The 16,183-nt window shown below is 71.8% G+C and carries 14 protein-coding genes; 9 read left to right on the top strand and 5 right to left on the bottom strand.

Annotated elements, in window-relative coordinates; translation table 11 throughout:
- Window positions 1-5: 5 nt before the first annotated feature.
- The gene (locus OO60_RS20525; RefSeq protein ID WP_004561024.1) at window positions 6-1,742 is read right to left on the bottom strand and encodes a DEAD/DEAH box helicase; all 1,737 of its coding nucleotides are present in this window, start codon (window positions 1,740-1,742) and stop codon (window positions 6-8) included.
- A 225-nt stretch (window positions 1,743-1,967) separates the two neighbouring features.
- On the opposite strand from OO60_RS20525, the gene OO60_RS20530 reads away from it, so the two are divergent.
- Both OO60_RS20530 and OO60_RS20535 read left to right on the top strand, forming a co-directional pair.
- Window positions 1,968-3,119 carry a YihY/virulence factor BrkB family protein gene (locus OO60_RS20530; RefSeq protein ID WP_033261903.1) on the top strand — a complete coding sequence of 384 codons (1,152 nt, stop codon included), beginning with the start codon at window positions 1,968-1,970 and terminating at the stop codon, window positions 3,117-3,119.
- Between the two features lie 89 nt (window positions 3,120-3,208).
- Window positions 3,209-6,346: an efflux RND transporter permease subunit gene (locus OO60_RS20535; RefSeq protein WP_004561022.1), complete on the top strand. Its 3,138-nt coding sequence runs from the start codon at window positions 3,209-3,211 to the stop codon at window positions 6,344-6,346.
- A gap of 90 nt (window positions 6,347-6,436) precedes the next feature.
- Here OO60_RS20535 and OO60_RS20540 read toward each other — a convergent pair whose 3' ends face one another.
- Together OO60_RS20540 and OO60_RS20545 are read right to left on the bottom strand one after the other, a co-directional pair.
- Entirely contained in the window at window positions 6,437-7,273 is an 837-nt protein-coding gene (locus OO60_RS20540; RefSeq protein ID WP_004561021.1) for a hypothetical protein, read from the bottom strand.
- A gap of 162 nt (window positions 7,274-7,435) precedes the next feature.
- Window positions 7,436-7,678, bottom strand: a complete 243-nt coding sequence (locus tag OO60_RS20545; RefSeq protein WP_004561020.1) for a DUF3039 domain-containing protein — start codon at window positions 7,676-7,678, stop codon at window positions 7,436-7,438.
- A gap of 58 nt (window positions 7,679-7,736) precedes the next feature.
- Here OO60_RS20545 and OO60_RS20550 point away from each other — a divergent pair, with 58 nt between their 5' ends.
- Genes OO60_RS20550 through OO60_RS20565 form a run of 4 tightly spaced genes read left to right on the top strand, consistent with a single transcriptional unit; the run spans window position 7,737 to window position 10,923 of the window.
- On the top strand, window positions 7,737-8,522 hold the full coding sequence (locus OO60_RS20550) for a sporulation protein (RefSeq protein ID WP_004561019.1): 786 nt from the start codon (window positions 7,737-7,739) through the stop codon (window positions 8,520-8,522).
- The gene (locus tag OO60_RS20555) at window positions 8,522-9,139 is read left to right on the top strand and encodes an HD domain-containing protein (RefSeq protein WP_004561018.1); all 618 of its coding nucleotides are present in this window, start codon (window positions 8,522-8,524) and stop codon (window positions 9,137-9,139) included. Before OO60_RS20550 ends, OO60_RS20555 begins: the two co-directional genes overlap by 1 nt.
- A gap of 9 nt (window positions 9,140-9,148) precedes the next feature.
- Entirely contained in the window at window positions 9,149-10,054 is a 906-nt protein-coding gene (locus OO60_RS20560) for a pseudouridine-5'-phosphate glycosidase (protein WP_004561017.1), read from the top strand.
- The gene (locus tag OO60_RS20565; protein WP_004561016.1) at window positions 10,051-10,923 is read left to right on the top strand and encodes a carbohydrate kinase family protein; all 873 of its coding nucleotides are present in this window, start codon (window positions 10,051-10,053) and stop codon (window positions 10,921-10,923) included. Before OO60_RS20560 ends, OO60_RS20565 begins: the two co-directional genes overlap by 4 nt.
- Before the next feature lie 51 nt (window positions 10,924-10,974).
- Here OO60_RS20565 and OO60_RS20570 read toward each other — a convergent pair whose 3' ends face one another.
- Window positions 10,975-11,310 carry a DUF3099 domain-containing protein gene (locus tag OO60_RS20570; protein ID WP_051767728.1) on the bottom strand — a complete coding sequence of 112 codons (336 nt, stop codon included), beginning with the start codon at window positions 11,308-11,310 and terminating at the stop codon, window positions 10,975-10,977.
- A gap of 17 nt (window positions 11,311-11,327) precedes the next feature.
- Window positions 11,328-12,593, bottom strand: a complete 1,266-nt coding sequence (locus tag OO60_RS20575) for an amidohydrolase (protein ID WP_004561014.1) — start codon at window positions 12,591-12,593, stop codon at window positions 11,328-11,330.
- A 28-nt stretch (window positions 12,594-12,621) separates the two neighbouring features.
- Between OO60_RS20575 and OO60_RS20580 the strand changes: the two genes are divergently transcribed.
- From OO60_RS20580 to OO60_RS20590, 3 genes are all read left to right on the top strand, one after another.
- Window positions 12,622-14,124: a DUF7782 domain-containing protein gene (locus OO60_RS20580; RefSeq protein WP_209441390.1), complete on the top strand. Its 1,503-nt coding sequence runs from the start codon at window positions 12,622-12,624 to the stop codon at window positions 14,122-14,124.
- Window positions 14,121-14,546, top strand: coding sequence for a D-aminoacyl-tRNA deacylase (gene dtd, locus OO60_RS20585; RefSeq protein ID WP_003063095.1), 426 nt, complete (start codon window positions 14,121-14,123; stop codon window positions 14,544-14,546). The genes OO60_RS20580 and dtd overlap by 4 nt, the downstream gene beginning before the upstream one ends.
- A gap of 288 nt (window positions 14,547-14,834) precedes the next feature.
- Window positions 14,835-15,869, top strand: a complete 1,035-nt coding sequence (locus tag OO60_RS20590) for a sigma-70 family RNA polymerase sigma factor (protein WP_081655738.1) — start codon at window positions 14,835-14,837, stop codon at window positions 15,867-15,869.
- The last annotated feature ends 314 nt before the right edge of the window (window positions 15,870-16,183 follow it).

The raw sequence follows: 16,183 nt of genomic DNA on the forward strand, positions 1-16,183 counted from the left end.
GCCCCCTACCAGGAGCGCAGGGTGACGATCCGTTCTTCCAGCTGCTCGACGGTCGCCATCGCGGTCACCGGCCCGCCGCAGACCCGCCGCAGCTCGTTGTGGATCGCGCCGTGCGGCTTCTTCGTCCGGTGGTGGTACATCCCCACCAGCGCGTTCAGCTCCTTGCGCAGCGCACCGAGCCGCTCGCTCACCGACTGCGGCCGGGCGGCCGGCGGCGGCGCCTCCTCCTTGGCGGGCTTCCGGCGCTTCTCGTCCGCGATCTGCTCTTCCTGGCGCTTGCGCAGCAGCGCGCGCACCTGGTCCGGCTCCAGCAGCCCCGGCAGGCCCAGGTACTCCTGCTCCTCGTCGGACCCCGAGAACACCGCCGTGCCGAACGAGTTGCCGTCGTAGATGACCTGGTCGAGCTCGGCCGAGGCGCCCAGCGACGTGAACGCCTTCTCCTCCTCGCCCGGCTCGTCCTCGGTGCGGTTGGCCTGGGCCAGGAGCTCGTCCTCCCAGCCCTCCTTCTCGCGGTGCGGCTTGCCGAGCACGTGGTCGCGCTGGGCCTCCAGCTCGCTGGCCAGCTCCAGCAGCACCGGCACCGACGGCAGGAACACGCTCGCCGTCTCGCCCTTCTTGCGGGCCCGCACGTACCGGCCGATCGCCTGGGCGAAGAACAGCGGGGTCGACGCGCTCGTCGCGTACACGCCCACGGCCAGGCGCGGGACGTCGACGCCTTCGGAGACCATCCGGACCGCGACGATCCAGCGCTCGTTCGTCTCGGAGAACTCCTTGATCCGGCCCGAGGCCTTCGGGTCGTCCGAGAGCACCAGCGTCGGCATCTCGCCGGAGATCCGCTCCAGGATCTTCGCGTACGCCCGCGCCGAGTCCTGGTCCGTCGCGATCACCAGGCCACCCGCGTCCGGCACGCTCTGGCGGACCTGCGACAGCCGCGTGTCGGCCGCCTGCAGCACCGCCGGGATCCACTCGCCGGCCGGGTCGAGCGCCGTCCGCCACGCCCGGGCGTTCTGCTCCGCGGTCAGCGGCTCGCCGAGCCGGGCGGTGAACTCCTCGCCCGCGCTCGTGCGCCAGGACGCCTCGCCCGAGTACGCGAGGAAGACGACCGGCCGGACCACGCCGTCGGCCAGGGCGTCCGCGTAGCCGTACGCGTGGTCGGCCTTGCTGCGCTGGAAGCCGCCGGAGTCCGGCTCGTAGGTGACGAACGGGATGGCCGAGTCGTCCGACCGGAACGGCGTCCCGGTCAGCGACAGGCGCCGGACGGCCGGGGTGAACGCCTCGCGGATCGCGTCACCCCAGGACTTCGCGTCGCCGCCGTGGTGGATCTCGTCGAGGATCACCAGCGTCTTGCGGTTCTCCGTGCGCACCCGGTGCAGCGTCGGGTGCGCCGCGACCTGCGCGTACGTCAGCGCGACCCCGTTGTAGTCGGACGAGGTTACGCCGGTGGTGTTGCGGAAGTTCGAGTCGATGGCGATGCCGGCCGCCGCGGCCGAGGCCGCCCACTGGTGCTTGAGGTGCTCGGTCGGCGTGACGATGGTGACCGCTTCGATCGTGCGGTCGCTGAGCAGCTCCGCGGCGATCCGGAGGCCGAACACCGTCTTGCCGGCCCCCGGCGTCGCCACCGCGAGGAAGTCCTTCGGCTTCTGCGTCAGGTACTTGGTGAGCGCCCGCCGCTGCCACGCCCGCAGCGGGCGCGCGGTCGAGTCCTTCTCCGCGGGAGGCGCCCCGAGCTGCGTCTCCGTCATGCCGGTCCTCCCCCTCGCTCATGCCTTTGACGTGCGAAAACCCTCACTGTGGTACCGACTTCTGCGTCATTGACCGGTCGGCGACTGCGGTGAGGGCACTGGAGCGAGTCTACCGGCCGGGTCCGACAGTTCCGGGCACCGGCACGGGTGATGTCCGCCGACACGCCCGGCCGCAGGGGGTGTGACGAGCCAAATCAGCACGGATGGACCATGCTGGGACACGTCATGGGTGAGGTGCAGCCGTCCGCAGCGACGAAGGTGGCCCGCAAGGGGCCGTGGCGGCTCGTCACGCGCACGTTCGCCAAGGCATGGGAGGGCAACATCTTCTCCGAGGCCGCCGAGGCGGCCTTCTGGCAGACGCTCTCCCTCCCGCCGCTGCTGCTCGGCCTGCTGGGCAGCCTGGGCTTCGTCGGCGAGTGGTTCGGGCAGGACGTCGTCGCCGCGGTGCACGACCGGATCATCGGCTTCTGCCGGACAGTGTTCAGCCAGAACGCCGTGCACGACATCATCGAGCCGACGGTCAACAGCATCCTCACCGTCGGCAAGGGCGAGATCGTCTCGGTCGGCTTCCTCATCTCGCTGTGGGCGGGTTCGTCGGCGATGTCGTCGTTCGTGGACGCGATCACCGTCGCGCACGACCAGTACGGCGTCCGCAACGACGTCTGGCAGCGGATCTTCGCGCTGCTGCTCTACCTGTGCGGCCTGGTGATCCTGGTCGTCGGGCTGCCGCTGCTGGCGATCGGCCCCGACCTGCTGCCGGAGTTCTTCCCGGTGGCCTGGCGCCCCACCGTGACGTCGTGGGTGAGCGCGCTGTACTTCCCGACCCTCGGCGTGATGATCACGCTCGCGCTGACCACGTTGTACAAGCTCGCGCTGCCGCGGAAGCTGCCGTGGCACCGCGGGCTGCCGGGCGCGGTGCTCGCCATGGTCGTGTTCCTGCTGTCCTCGGTCGGCCTGCGCGTCTACCTGAACTGGATCACCAAGACCGGCTACACCTACGGCGCGCTGGCCGCGCCGATCGCCTTCCTGCTGCTGATGTTCTTCATCGGGCTGGCCGTCGTGGGCGGCGCGTACTTCAACAGCGCCATCCAGGAACTGTGGCCGGCCAAGGCGACCCGGCGGCAGCGGCGCAAGTGGCGGCGGCTGGAGATGGAACGCGCCTCCGAGCGGCTGCGCACGGAAGAGGGCCGCAAGCTCTGGGACCGCACGACCACGCCGCTGCGGCGCCCGCGCGCGGAAGACGTCTCCCCCAACGGCACCGGGCCCGAGCCGTCCGAAGAGGACACCTCGTCACCGAGCGCGCCCGAACCGGCACCCAGCGCAGCTCAGGGGCGCGCATCCACCGAAGGGACGACCCGGAATCCACCCCCAGACTGAGTCGCTCCTCAGGTCGGACATGGGACGCTTCCCCCGTCACTGACGCAGACGTCGGTCGTCGCGTCGTTCCCGAGGGGGTTTTCCACGTCATGTCCGTGCTGGCCAGACTGAGCCTGCGCAACCGGAGCCTGATCGGCCTGCTCGCGCTGGTGGTCGTCGGCTTCGGCGCCTTCGCGCTGCCGCAGCTCAAACAGCAGCTCTTCCCGTCCCTGCAGTTCCCGCAGGCCCAGATCGTCACCGCGTACCCCGGCGCGTCGCCGGACGCGGTCGACCGGCAGGTTTCCGAGCCGCTCGAAGGCGGCCTCCAGGGGTTGAAGGGCCTCGAGCAGGTCACGTCGACGTCGTCGGACGGCGTTTCGCGGGTCGTCGCGCAGTTCCAGTTCGGCACGGACATCGACGCCGCCGTCTCGCAGATCCAGCAGGTGGTGAACCAGGTCCGGCCGCGGCTGCCGCAGAACAGCGAGCCCGCCGTGTCCGCGGGCAGCACCGACGACCTGCCGGTGGTGCTGGTCGCCGCGGGCACCACCGGGGACCCGCAGGCCCTCGCGCCCGCGCTGACCGACCAGGTCGCGCCGGAGCTGCGGAAGATCGACGGCGTCCGGACGGTGACCGTCACCGGCGTGCAGACGCCGCGCGTCACGATCACGCTCGACTACGCCAAGCTCGCGGCCGCGGGCGTCGACCCGGCGTCGATCGCCACCACGCTGCAGACGGCGGGCGCCGCGGTGCCCGCCGGGACGCTGACCGAGAACGGCAAGACGCTGTCGGTCCAGGTCGGCGGCGGGCAGACCACTGTGGACACGCTCCGCAACCTCTACCTGACGCCGAGTGCCACCGCGCGGGCGGGCGCTCCGGCGCGCGGTCCGGTGAAGCTCGGCGACGTCGCCGACGTCCAGGCCGGGTTCGCGCCGCCGACGTCGATCACGCGCACCAACGGCAAGCCCAGCCTCGGCCTGTCGATCACCATGGTGGACAACGGGAACGCCGTCGCGATCTCCCAGGCCGTCCGGGACAAGCTGCCGGACCTGGCGAAGAAGACCGGCGCCGAGATGAGCGTCGTGTTCGACCAGGGCACGCCGGTGAAGGACGCGATCAGCGGCCTGACCACCGAAGGTCTGCTGGGGCTGGCCTTCGCCGTCGTCGTCATCCTGCTGTTCCTGCTTTCGGTGCGCTCGACGCTGGTGACCGCGGTGTCGATCCCGCTGTCGGTGGTCGTCGCGCTGCTGGCGCTGTGGACCGGCGACCTGTCGCTCAACCTGCTCACCCTCGGTGCGCTCACCATCGCGATCGGCCGGGTGGTCGACGACTCGATCGTGGTGCTGGAGAACATCAAACGGCACCTCGCGTACGGCGAGGAGAAGCAGCGCGCGGTGCTCGACGGCGTCCGCGAGGTGGCCGGCGCGGTGACGTCGTCCACGCTGACGACCGTCGCGGTGTTCCTGCCGATCGCGTTCGTCGGCGGGTTCGTCGGCGAGCTGTTCTCGCCGTTCGCGATCACCGTGACGGTGGCGCTGCTGGCGTCGCTGCTCGTGTCGCTGACCGTGGTTCCGGTGCTGGCCTTCTGGTTCCTGAGGCAGCCGGCGGTCCCGGCGGACGCCATCGAGGCCGAGCGGGCGCGCGAAGCGGCCGTCGAGAAGGAGCGGCGCAGCGTCCTGCAGCGCGCGTACCTGCCGGTGATCCGGTTCGCGACGCGGCGGCGGCTGACCGTCGTGCTGCTGGCCCTGCTGATCTTCGCCGGCACGGTCGGGCTCGCGACGCGGCTGAACACGAACTTCCTGGACCAGTCCGGCGGCACCACGCTGAACATGACGCAGAAGCTGCCCGCCGGCACCAGCGTCGAGGCGAAGGAGAAGGCGGCCACGGCCGTCGAGCAGGCACTGGCGGCCGAGCCGGCGGTGCAGACCTACCAGGTCAGCATCGGCGGCGGGGGCGCGTTCGGCTTCGGCGGCGGGACCAACACGAGCATCTCCGTCACCGTGGCCAAGGACACCGACCTGAACGCGCTGTCGGACCGGCTGCGGTCGAAGCTGACGTCGCGGCCCGAGCTGGGCGAGATCAAGATCGGCGCGGACGCGTCCGGGTTCAACTCCGACCAGGTCTCGGTGACGGTGACCGCGCCGTCGGAGGCGGCGCTGAAGCCGGCGTCCGACCAGGTGGTGCAGGCGCTGCGCGGGGTGTCCGGGCTGACCGAGGTGTCGAGCGACCTGAGCGTCGGCTCGCCGCGGGTGCAGGTCGAGGTGGACGACGCCGCGGCCGCCGCGCGCGGGCTGTCGGCGAGCACCATCGGGCAGATCGCCAACCAGGCGATCGCCGGGCGCACGGTGACGCAGCTGCCGGTCGGCGGCCAGCGCACGGACATCGTGCTGCGCGCCGGCGCGGCACCGGCCACGGTGGACCAGGTCCGCGGGCTGCCGATCCCGGGCCCGGGCGGCGTCGTCCGGCTCGACGAGGTGGCCAAGGTGTCCACTGTGGACGGGCCGGCGTCGGTGCGGCGCACCGGCGGCGACCTGAGCACCACGGTGACGGCGAAGAACACCGGGGACAACCTGAGCAAGACGACCGCGGACATCAAGTCCAAACTGGACGGCCTGACGTTCACCGGCGGCGCGGCGTACTCGCTCGGCGGGGTGAGCCAGGACCAGCAGGAGGCGTTCTCCAACCTGTTCCTGGCGCTGCTGGCGGCCATCGCGATCGTGTTCCTGATCATGGTGGCGACGTTCCGGAGCCTGATCCAGCCGCTGATCCTGCTCGTGTCGATCCCGTTCGCGGCGACCGGCGCGATCGGGCTGCTGCTGGCCACCGGCACCGCGCTCGGCCTGCCGGCCCTGATCGGGATGCTGATGCTGGTCGGCATCGTGGTGACCAACGCGATCGTGCTGATCGACCTGATCAACCAGTACCGCGCGGAGGGGATGAGCGTCGCCGACGCCGTCACCGAAGGCGGCCGGCGCCGGCTGCGCCCGATCCTGATGACCGCGGCGGCGACGATCTTCGCGCTGGTCCCGATGGCGCTGGGCATCACCGGCCAGGGCGGGTTCATCGGCCAGCCCCTGGCGATCGTGGTGATCGGCGGCCTGGTCAGCTCGACGCTGCTGACCCTGGTCCTGGTCCCGACCCTCTACACGATGGTCGAGACCCGCAAGGAACGCCGGAAAGCCCGCCGCGAAGCCCGCCGCACCCCGGCCCAGGCCCCGGATTCGGAGTCCTTGAACCCGGAACTCGCGTGAGCTGAGCCGGATGTCGCGTGATCGGGGCCGTAACTCGCGAGTTACGGCCCCGATCACGTGAGTCACGGGCTCAGTCACGCGGGTTACGGGTTACTGGCGGAAGCGGTAGGTCCTGCTGTCCCAGAGGATGCAGATGCTCGGGGCCATGACCACCACGCGGAGGGTGTTGTCGCGCTCGTCGAAGTCGATGCCTTCGACCTCGAACGAGCCCGAGCAGCCGCTGCGGAGCGGGAGCTGGCCCAGTGACGTGACGTGGGCGGTGACGTCCGACCCGTTCAACGACGAAGCCAGGTCGACCTGGAGCAGCGGCTTGGTCGTGCCGAACAGGCTGCCGTCCGGGTCGTCGGACGCGCAGAGCAGGCGGGTCGCGGTCTGGAAGTCGCAGCCCTGGACGTCGCGGACCGGGTGGTCGAAGCGGATCGCCGCCGCGTACGGCAGGTTCTGCGCCGGGTCCTTGGCCACCACGCCGGGCATCGGGTGCACCAGGAGCCGGTCCATCGTGCCCCACTCCCCCGCGACCAGCCAGCGCGCGTCGGGCGACACCGCGGCGAAGGAGTTGTTGTTCGCTTCCCACGACTCGAGGTTGTGCTTGTAGTTGGCCCACGTGCCGTCCGGGGCCTGGACGCGGAACAGCTTCGCGCCGCGGTCGTCACGCTGGTAGGGCTCGACGTACCAGCCCTGGGCCGAGCCCGGGTCGCCGACGTGGTTCCAGCCCTGCGAGTTCAGGTCGGCCGGGATGGTGCCGATCCCGGTGTAGCGGATCGTCGTGCCCGAGGGCCGGACGATGGTCGCGAGGCCCTGGCTCTCGTCGAGGGCCCGGGCGTTGTCGGAGCCGACCTCGGTCCAGCCGGTGACGGCCTGGGCCAGCGCGGGCGAGACCACGGCCAGCAGGACGGCGAGGGTGAGCACGATCCCGGTTCTGCGCATGTGCGACTCCGGTGGGTGAGGGAACCTGGCCCGCTGGATTTACCAGGAGTCCGGCACCCGGCACACCCGCCGAATGAAGGTTTTTCACGTTTGTTCGACTACTTGTCCGGTTCCGGACAGCACGAAACCCCGGCGGGGACACCCGCCGGGGGTCAGGCCCGGTTACTTGCCCGGACGGAGGCTGTCGTAGATCTCCTTGCAGGCCGGGCAGACCGGCGACCCGGGCTTCGGCGACTTCGTCACCGGGAAGACCTCGCCGCACAGCGCCACCACGTGAGTGCCCATGACCGCGCTCTCGGCGATCTTGTTCTTCTTCACGTAGTGGAACATCTTCGGCGAGTCGTCGTCGGTGGTGTCCGTGCCCTCGGGCGTGGTCTCCGGCTTCGTCAGCGTCTCGGTGCTCACCCGTCCATTGTGCCCGAGTCCCCGCGCGAAAGGTCTCCGGCCTGGCAGGATCCCCGGCATGTTCCAGAAGGTGCTCGCGACGTTCGGCTCCGGCGGCGCGCGGATCGACGCCCGCCTGCTCGACCGGACCGCCGCCCCCGGCCGTCCCCTGCACGGCGAGGTCCTGCTGCTCGGCGGCGAGGTCGACCAGGAGATCAAGGGCCTCGCGGTGACGCTGCTGGCCCGCGTCCAGGTCCCCGGCGACCGGACGGAAGACCTCCCGTTCGGCACTCAGCAGCTGGTGGGCAGCGAGGTCATCCGGGCCGGCCAGCAGGTCCGCGTCCCGTTCGAGGTGCCCCTGCCCTGGGAGACGCCGGTGACCAGCGTCTACGCCAAGCCGCTGACCGGCATGGCGGTCGGCGTCCGGGCCGAGCTCGACCTGGCCGCCGCGGTCAGCGACCCGTTCGACGCCGACGCCGTCGCCGTCGAGCCGCTCCCCGCCCAGAAGCGGATCCTCGACGCGCTCAGCCGGCTCGGCTTCACCTTCCGCGAGGCGATCCTCGAACAGGGCCGGGTCGACGGCGCCCGCCAGCAGCTGCCGTTCTTCCAGGAGATCCGCTTCACGCCGTCGCCGCGCTTCGCGAGCGTCTTCGCCCAGGTCGCGGTCACCTTCCTGGCCTCGGCCGAGCGCACCGACGTCGTGCTGGAGGTCACCAAGCGGGTCCGGGTGAGCAAGACCGGCGGCTTCGGCGGCCGCGGCCAGGACTTCCTCGGGATGTTCACCGTGAAGCCGGACGTCGACTGGGAGAAGCAGCTCGAAGGCTGGCTCGACCAGGTCGCCCGGCCGCGCGGGATCTTCGACTGATGGAGTGGTCCGAGGCGGTCGCCGTGCTCGGCGGCGACCCCGGCGCCTGGCCGCGGCTCGAAGCCCGGTACGCCGAGCCCCACCGCCGGTACCACACGCTCACCCACGCGGCTGCCGTCGCGCGCGACTCCGCCTGGCTGGCGGAGGGCCTGGGCGAGACCGACCGGGCGATCGTCGCCGTGGCGGCCTGGACGCACGACGTCGTCTACGACGCGAAGCCCGGCGAAGACGAGCGCGCCAGTGCAGCCTGGGCCCGCGAAGCGCTGGCCGGGGTGGCCGAGGCGCACGTCGGGCGTGTCGAGGGCCTGATCCTCGCCACGATCGGGCACGACGCACCGGCCGACGACCACCTGGCGACCGCGCTCCTCGACGCCGACCTCGCCGTCCTCGGAGCGCCCGAAGAGCAGTACGCGGCGTACGCCCGCGGAGTTCGCGAGGAGTACGCGAAGTACCCCGACGACGTCTGGTGCGAAGGGCGCATCGCCGTCCTCGAGCGCATGCTCGCGCGAGAGCTCTACCGCAGCGAAGCCGCGCGGACACGCTGGGCGAGCGCGGCCGAAAAGAACCTGACCGCCGAGCTGACCCACTGGCGCCGGGCACGGGACGATCACCGATGATGGTTCCTCGTGACTACCGCACTCAACCTGCACGAAGAGGTCGCCTCGGCGCTGCGTGACGGGCACCCCGTCGTCGCGCTGGAGAGCACCATCCTGTCCCACGGCCTGCCCGCCGGCCGCAACCTCGACGTCGCCCGCCGCCTCGAAGGCGTGGTCCGCGACGGCGGCGCCGTCCCGGCCACGATCGCGGTGCTCGACGGCCGCGTCGTCGTCGGCCTCTCCCCCGCCGAGCTCGAGCGCGTCTGCGCGCCGGACGCCGGGCTGGACAAGCTCTCGCTGCGCGACCTCGGCCCGGCCGTCGGCCTCGGCCGCTCGGGCGCGACGACCGTGGCGAGCACGTCGGCGCTGGCCGCCGCGGCCGGGATCGGGATGTTCGCCACCGGCGGGCTCGGCGGCGTGCACGTCGGCGCCGCGCAGTCGTGGGACGTCTCCGCGGACCTCGGCGTGCTGGCGAAGGTGCCGACCGTGGTGGTCTGCTCCGGCGTGAAGTCGGTGCTCGACATCCCGGCCACCCTCGAGGTGCTGGAGACGAACTCGGTGCCGGTGCTGGGCTACCGCACCGGCGACTTCCCGGCGTTCTACCTGCGCTCGTCGGGCCACCAGGTCGGCTGGCGGGTCGACGACCCGAAGCAGGCCGCCGCCGTGATCGACGCCCACCGCGCGTACGCGGATTCCGGTGTCCTGCTGGCGAACCCGATCCCGGAAGCATCCGAAATGGACAAAGAACTGCACGACCGGCTGCTCGCCGAGGGGCTCGCGCTCGTCGAAGCGCAGGGCGTGCACGGCGCCGACGTCACGCCGGTGCTGCTGGAGCACTTCCACACCGCCAGCGGCGGCGTGAGCATCGACGCGAACGAGGCTCTGGTGCTGAACAACGCCAAGCTGGCCACGGAAGTCGCGGTGGCACTCGCATGAGCGGGATCGTGGTGGTCGGGGACGCGGCTCTCGACGTGATCGCCCGGCACGACAAGCCGTTGCCGCACGGCGGCGACGCCCGCGCGAAGATCCGGTTCACCGGCGGCGGTTCGGGCGCCAACACGGCGTTGTGGCTGCGGCACCTGGGCGCGGAGACGACGCTGCTCGCGCGGATCGGCGACGACCCGGGCGGCCGGCTCATCCGGGCCGAGCTGGAAGCGGCGGGCGTGCGGTGCGCGTTCGCCGTCGACGCCGAGGCGCCGACCTGCTGCGTCGTCGTGATGGTCGACGGGTCCGGGCAGCGCAGCATGCTGGCCGACCGCGGCGCGAACCAGCGGTTCGCACCCGAGGACGTCACGCCCGAGGCCCTCGAAGGGGCGAGCCACCTGCACCTGTCGGGGTACGTGCTGCTCGACCCGCCGTCGCGCGCGGCCGGTCTCGCCGCGCTGGCCGCGGCTCGCGAAGCGGGCTTGACGACGTCGGTCGACCCGCAGGCGGCCGCGCACATCACCGACCCGGCCGCGTTCATGGCGGACGTCCGCGGTGTCGACCTGTTGCTGCCGAACACCGAGGAGCTGGTCGCGCTGACCGGTTCGGCCGACCCGGCGTCGGCGAAGGAGCTGCTCGGCACGGTCGGCGCGGTGGTCGTCACCGCCGGGCTCGGCGGCGCCAGCTGGGTCGGCGCGGACGGCGTCACGAGCGTGCCCGCGGTCGAGGCGGAGTGCCTCGACTCGACCGGCGCCGGCGACGCCTTCGACGCGGGCGTGCTCACCGGGTGGCTGGCCGGGGAGTCCACTGTGGACATCCTGCGGCACGGGACGCGCCTGGGCGCGCTGGCCGTCGGCAAGGTCGGCCCCCAGCCCTCGTGAGTGGTAAGACGAGTTAGAACTCGCCTTACCACTCACGAGGCGGGGTGGGGCTCAGCCGTCGATGATGCGGTGGTCGGTGCCTTCGATCGCCTTCGCCTCGTGCTGGTAGGTGTTCACCTGCTCGGACTTGCGGGGCGGGCGGTCGTTGGCGATCAGCACCGCCACCCACGGCAGCGGCACCGAGATCGCCAGGAACCCGAGCGCGAGCCACCAGGTGTGGTAGGTCAGCCCGGCGAGGATCAGGCACGGGATCCGGCAGGCCATCATGATCACGTACTTGCGCTTGCGGGCGGCGAACTGCTCTTCGTACGACGGGGCCGCCCCGGTGATCAGCACCGGGTCCGAGTCCTTGGCGGGCGTGGTCACTGCACCACCTCCACCGTCCATCGTCCCACTCGCGCGGCTCATCCGACACCGGGGTGAGCCAACTCGCCCAGCGCGGCGACGACGAGGGTTTCGATGCCGGTGCGCAGGGTCGGGTGCAGCACCGGGGCGAACCGCGGCGAGTGGTTGGACGGGATGTCGCGCTCGAACCGGCCCTCGGTCATCGCCGTGATCACCGTCTGCGGGTCGTAGCCGCCGACCAGCCAGAACACCGAGGGCACGCCGGCCGCGCGGCCGAACTCGCTGAAGTCCTCGCTGCCGGTGACCAGCGGCGCGGGCAGCACGGTGTCGGCGCCGAAGCGGGCGCGGAAGAGCTCGGTGAGCGCGTTGCTGGCGGCTTCGTCGTTCTCGGTGATCGGGTACGCCCCGGACCGCTCGATGTGCGGCGGCGCCGGTGCCCCGGCCGTGGCCGCCTCGCCGTGCACGATCCGCTCGACCGCGGCCAGCACCCGCTCGCGCACCGCCTGGTCGAAGGACCGGATGTTGACCTCGAGCACGGCGTCGTCGGCGATCACGTTGGCCGCGGTGCCCACGTGCAGCGAACCGACCGTGACGACCGCCGATTCAGTGGCGGCGATCTCCCGGGACACGATCGTCTGCAGCTTGAGCACCACGGACGCGGCCAGCACGGCCGGGTCGACGGTGGTCTCCGGGCGCGAGCCGTGCCCGCCGCGGCCGTGCAGGGTGACGCGCAGCGTGTCGGTGGCGGCCATGATCACCCCGGGCCGGGTGAGCACCCAGCCGGCCGGGCCGGGCACCAGGTGCTGCCCGTACACGACGTCGGGCTTGCCGGCGATGTCGAACAGGCCGTCGCGGACCATCGCCGACGCGCCGCCCGCGCTCTCCTCCCCCGGCTGGAACACCACCAGCAGCGTGCCGGACCACGTGTCGCGGCCCTTCGCCAGCAACGCGGCGGCGCCGGAAAGCCAGGTGGCGTGCATGTCGTGCCCGCACGCGTGCATGACCGGGACGTCGTTGCCGTGCTCATCGGTGCCGCGGGCCGTGCTGGCGTAGGACAGCCCGGTCTTCTCCTCGACCGGCAGCGCGTCGATGTCGGCCCGCAGCAGCACCGTGGGGCCCTCGCCGTTGCGCAGCACGCCGGCCACGCCGGTGCCGGCGATCCCGGTGTGCACCTCGTAACCGTCGTCCGCCAGCCGCCGGGCCAGCTCGGCCGCCGTCCGGTGCTCGGCGAAGGACAGCTCCGGGTGCCGGTGGAAGTCGATGTACAGCGCTTCGAGCTCGGGCAGCGCCGCGGCGAGCGGGGCGAGGACGCGTTCAAGGGTCACGGGGGCCATCGTGGCAGCATTACCCACCGTGAGCACGCGAACCGCACTGCCCGACCTGTCCGACGACGTCTGCGCGCGGCTGCGCGAGGCCTTCCGGCGCACCGCCTACGACGCCGACGGCGTGGTGGCGGCCCTCGGCGGGGCCGCGCACGCGGCGCTGGGCCGTGGCGAACCGGTGCCGGCCGAGCGCGCGAGCCGCGACGCCGGTGACCTCGGCACGCTGATCCGGCTGTTCCTGCTGGGCGGCACCGAGCCGGAGACCGCTGTCAAGGCCGCGTTCGCGCCTCTCGCGCCCGAAGACGCCGTCACCGCGGGGGCGCTGGCGCCGGTCGCCGACGGCTACCGCGCCGCGCTCGACATCCGGCCGCACGGCGACGAAGAGGGTTCGTGGTGGGTCGTGTCGGACCTCGACGCCGACCTGCTGGGTCACACCGTGCCCGAGGACCACGTGCTCGGCGTCGGCCACGCGTCGCTGTCGCTGATCCGCGCGACCAGCCGCCGCCCGGTCGGCACCCTGCTCGACCTCGGCACCGGCAACGGCGTCCAGGCGCTGCACGCGACCCGGCACGCCCAGCGCGTCACCGCCACCGACGTCTCGGCGCGGGCGCTGGCACTGGCCGCGGCGACCTTCCGGCTCAACGAACTCGACGTCGAGCTCGTTCAGGGCGAGTGGTTCGCGCCGGTCGCGCGGCGGAAGTTCGACCAGATCGTCTGCAATCCGCCGTTCGTGGTCGGCCCGGCCCGGGTGGACTACACCTACCGCGACTCCGGGCTGGCCGGCGACGACGCGAGCGCGCTGGTGGTGCGGCAGCTGCCGGGCTTCCTCGACGACGGCGGCACCGGGCACCTCCTCGCGTCCTGGCTGCACACCTCGCGCGAAGACTGGGCCGACCGGGTGAGCCGCTGGCTGCCCGCGGAGACCGACGCCTGGTTCGTGCAGCGCGATGTCGCCGATCCGGCGCTCTACGTCGGCACCTGGCTGCGCGACGCGGGTCTCGACCCGCGCTCGCCGGAGGGCCGGGCGAAGGCGGCGGCGTGGCTGGACTGGTTCGCCGCGAACGACGTCCGGGGCATCGGGTTCGGGTTCGTCACGCTGCGGCGGGCGGCCGGGCGGACGCCGACCGTGGTGTGCGAGGACCTGCGGCAGGCCTACGACGACCCGCTGGGCCCGGAAGCGGCGGGCTGGCTGGACCGGGTGGAATGGCTGCGCGAATCGGGTGATTCCTTACTCGATGTCCGTTTTGTGGTGCCGGACACGGTTTTGCTGGAAAGCGTCGACGAGCCCGGCGACGAGGGCTGGGAGACGACCATCCGGCGGCTGCACCGCACCGACGGGCCGGGCTGGCAGCACGAGGTCGACGACCTCGCCATGCGGCTGCTCGCGGGCTGCCGCGGCGCCCTGCCCCTGGAGGACCTGATCGAGCTCCTCGCGGCCGCACAGGGCCTGTCGCCCGAAGAGCTGGCCGCCGCGGCACTGCCCGTCGTCCGGGAGCTCGTGCGGCACGGGATGCTCGTCCCGGCGGGCCGGTGAGGGCGGTCGCGGCCCGCGTCACGCGGGCGGACGTGACGGTGGACGGCGAGGTCGTCGGCGCGATCGACGAGCCGGGTTTGCTGGTGCTGCTGGGAATTCACGTCGGCGACGATGCCGCGAAGGCCGCGGTGATGGCCCGCAAACTGCACGAACTGCGGGTGCTGCGCGACGAGGAATCATGCGCCACGGTGAATGCGCCACTGCTCGTGGTGAGCCAGTTCACCCTCTACGGCGACACGAAGAAAGGGCGGCGGCCGTCGTGGACGCAGGCCGCCCGGCCGGAGGTCGCCGAGCCGTTGGTGGACGCGGTCGTGGCCGAGCTGCGCGGCCGCGGCGCCACCGTGGCGACCGGCCGGTTCGGGGCGATGATGGCGGTCTCGAGCGTGAACGACGGTCCGTTCACGGTTCTCATAGAGGTCTAGACCACTGCGATCCGGTTCGGTTTCCGGCCGGATTCATATGGAATTCTCAGGTTCCTGGGTCACGGAACGTTCTCAGGAAAAGCTCAGCCTTGATTCAGCAACCGGATCGCTCCCGCAGCCGTCTTCTCCTATGACGAGCCGGGAACGTTTTGGGAACCCGGAGCGTTGTGCCAGATGTCCAGCCAAGCCGGCCGGACCGGCGTACCGGGATCCACAGGCCCCGGTCCGCGGGTACGCACCCGGTGGACGACCGCAGCAGCACGTTCAGCCCGTGACCGGGGAGGCAGAATGTCAGTCCAGACTCTCGAACGCGAGTCGCGCGGGATTCGCGAGCGCATCCCGGCTCAGACGACCGAGGAGCCGGCGACGCTGGGCGTGGGGGCGCTCACCGACGCCGACCTCGACGCCCAGAGCCCCGCCGCCGACCTCGTCCGCGTCTACCTCAACGGCATCGGCAAGACGGCCCTGCTCAGCGCGGCCGACGAGGTCGAGCTGGCCAAGCGCATCGAAGCCGGGGTGTTCGCCCAGCACATGCTGGACACGGCCGAGGACCTCACGGCGAAGCGGCGCACCGAGCTGGCCGCGCTGGTCCGCGACGGCCACGTGGCGAAGAACCACCTGCTGGAGGCGAACCTCCGCCTGGTGGTCTCGCTCGCCAAGCGCTACACCGGCCGGGGGATGCCGCTGCTCGACCTGATCCAGGAGGGGAACCTGGGCCTGATCCGCGCGGTGGAGAAGTTCGACTACTCCAAGGGGTTCAAGTTCTCGACCTACGCGACCTGGTGGATCCGGCAGGCCATCACCAGGGGCATGGCGGACCAGGGCCGCACCATCCGGCTGCCGGTCCACCTGGTGGAACAGGTGAACAAGCTGGCCCGCATCAAGCGCGACCTGCACCAGCAGCTCGGCCGCGACGCGACGCACGAGGAGCTGGCGGCCGAGTCGGGCATCCCGGCGCACAAGATCTCGGACCTGCTCGACCACTCGCGTGACCCGGTAAGCCTGGACATGCCGGTCGGCACCGAGGAGGACGCCCCGCTGGGCGACTTCATCGAGGACTCCGAGGCAACGGACGCCGAGAGCGCCGTGATCTCGGGCCTGCTGCAGGACGACCTGCGCCGGGTGCTGGCGACGCTGGACGACCGCGAGCAGCACGTGATCCGCCTGCGCTACGGCCTGGACGACGGCCAGCCGCGCACGCTCGACCAGATCGGCAAGCACTTCGGGCTGTCCCGCGAGCGCGTCCGCCAGATCGAGCGCGAGGTCATGTCCAAGCTCCGCCAGGGCGAGCGGGCGGACCGGCTCCGCGCGTACGCCAGCTGACCGGTTCCAGTCGGGGCGGGTGCTCACCGAGCACCCGCCCCGTTTTGCGTCCCCGACCAGGCAACGAAAATTTTCCACGAAAAAGTGGTTTCACCGCCAACGGGCCTGGGTAGCAACCCTCCGCCAGCACCCGTTCGGCGGCGTTGACTTATGACCTGCGTCACGACAGCCTTCGAAGTGCTCGCGCAGGCCTCGCAACCGGATGTGCACGCATCCGGAAGCTTCCCCCGGGAGGTCGGGTCCGTCGGGGTGGACCCGGCCTCCCGACCAGCTCCCAGCGCAGCAGGCCATCGGCAAACGCGCACACGTCCCAG

It is taken from the genome of Amycolatopsis vancoresmycina, from assembly GCF_000716785.1.
In the GTDB taxonomy this organism is placed as follows: domain Bacteria; phylum Actinomycetota; class Actinomycetes; order Mycobacteriales; family Pseudonocardiaceae; genus Amycolatopsis; species Amycolatopsis vancoresmycina.

Bases quoted from the DNA above. Each gene is read 5' to 3' on its own strand.
- OO60_RS20525 (WP_004561024.1), bottom strand. From the start codon at position 1,742: ATGACGGAGACGCAGCTCGGGGCGCCTCCCGCGGAGAAGGACTCGACC.
- OO60_RS20530 (WP_033261903.1), top strand. From the start codon at position 1,968: ATGGGTGAGGTGCAGCCGTCCGCAGCGACGAAGGTGGCCCGCAAGGGG.
- OO60_RS20535 (WP_004561022.1), top strand. From the start codon at position 3,209: ATGTCCGTGCTGGCCAGACTGAGCCTGCGCAACCGGAGCCTGATCGGC.
- OO60_RS20540 (WP_004561021.1), bottom strand. From the start codon at position 7,273: ATGCGCAGAACCGGGATCGTGCTCACCCTCGCCGTCCTGCTGGCCGTG.
- OO60_RS20550 (WP_004561019.1), top strand. From the start codon at position 7,737: ATGTTCCAGAAGGTGCTCGCGACGTTCGGCTCCGGCGGCGCGCGGATC.
- OO60_RS20555 (WP_004561018.1), top strand. From the start codon at position 8,522: ATGGAGTGGTCCGAGGCGGTCGCCGTGCTCGGCGGCGACCCCGGCGCC.
- OO60_RS20565 (WP_004561016.1), top strand. From the start codon at position 10,051: ATGAGCGGGATCGTGGTGGTCGGGGACGCGGCTCTCGACGTGATCGCC.
- OO60_RS20570 (WP_051767728.1), bottom strand. From the start codon at position 11,310: ATGGACGGTGGAGGTGGTGCAGTGACCACGCCCGCCAAGGACTCGGAC.
- OO60_RS20590 (WP_081655738.1), top strand. From the start codon at position 14,835: ATGTCAGTCCAGACTCTCGAACGCGAGTCGCGCGGGATTCGCGAGCGC.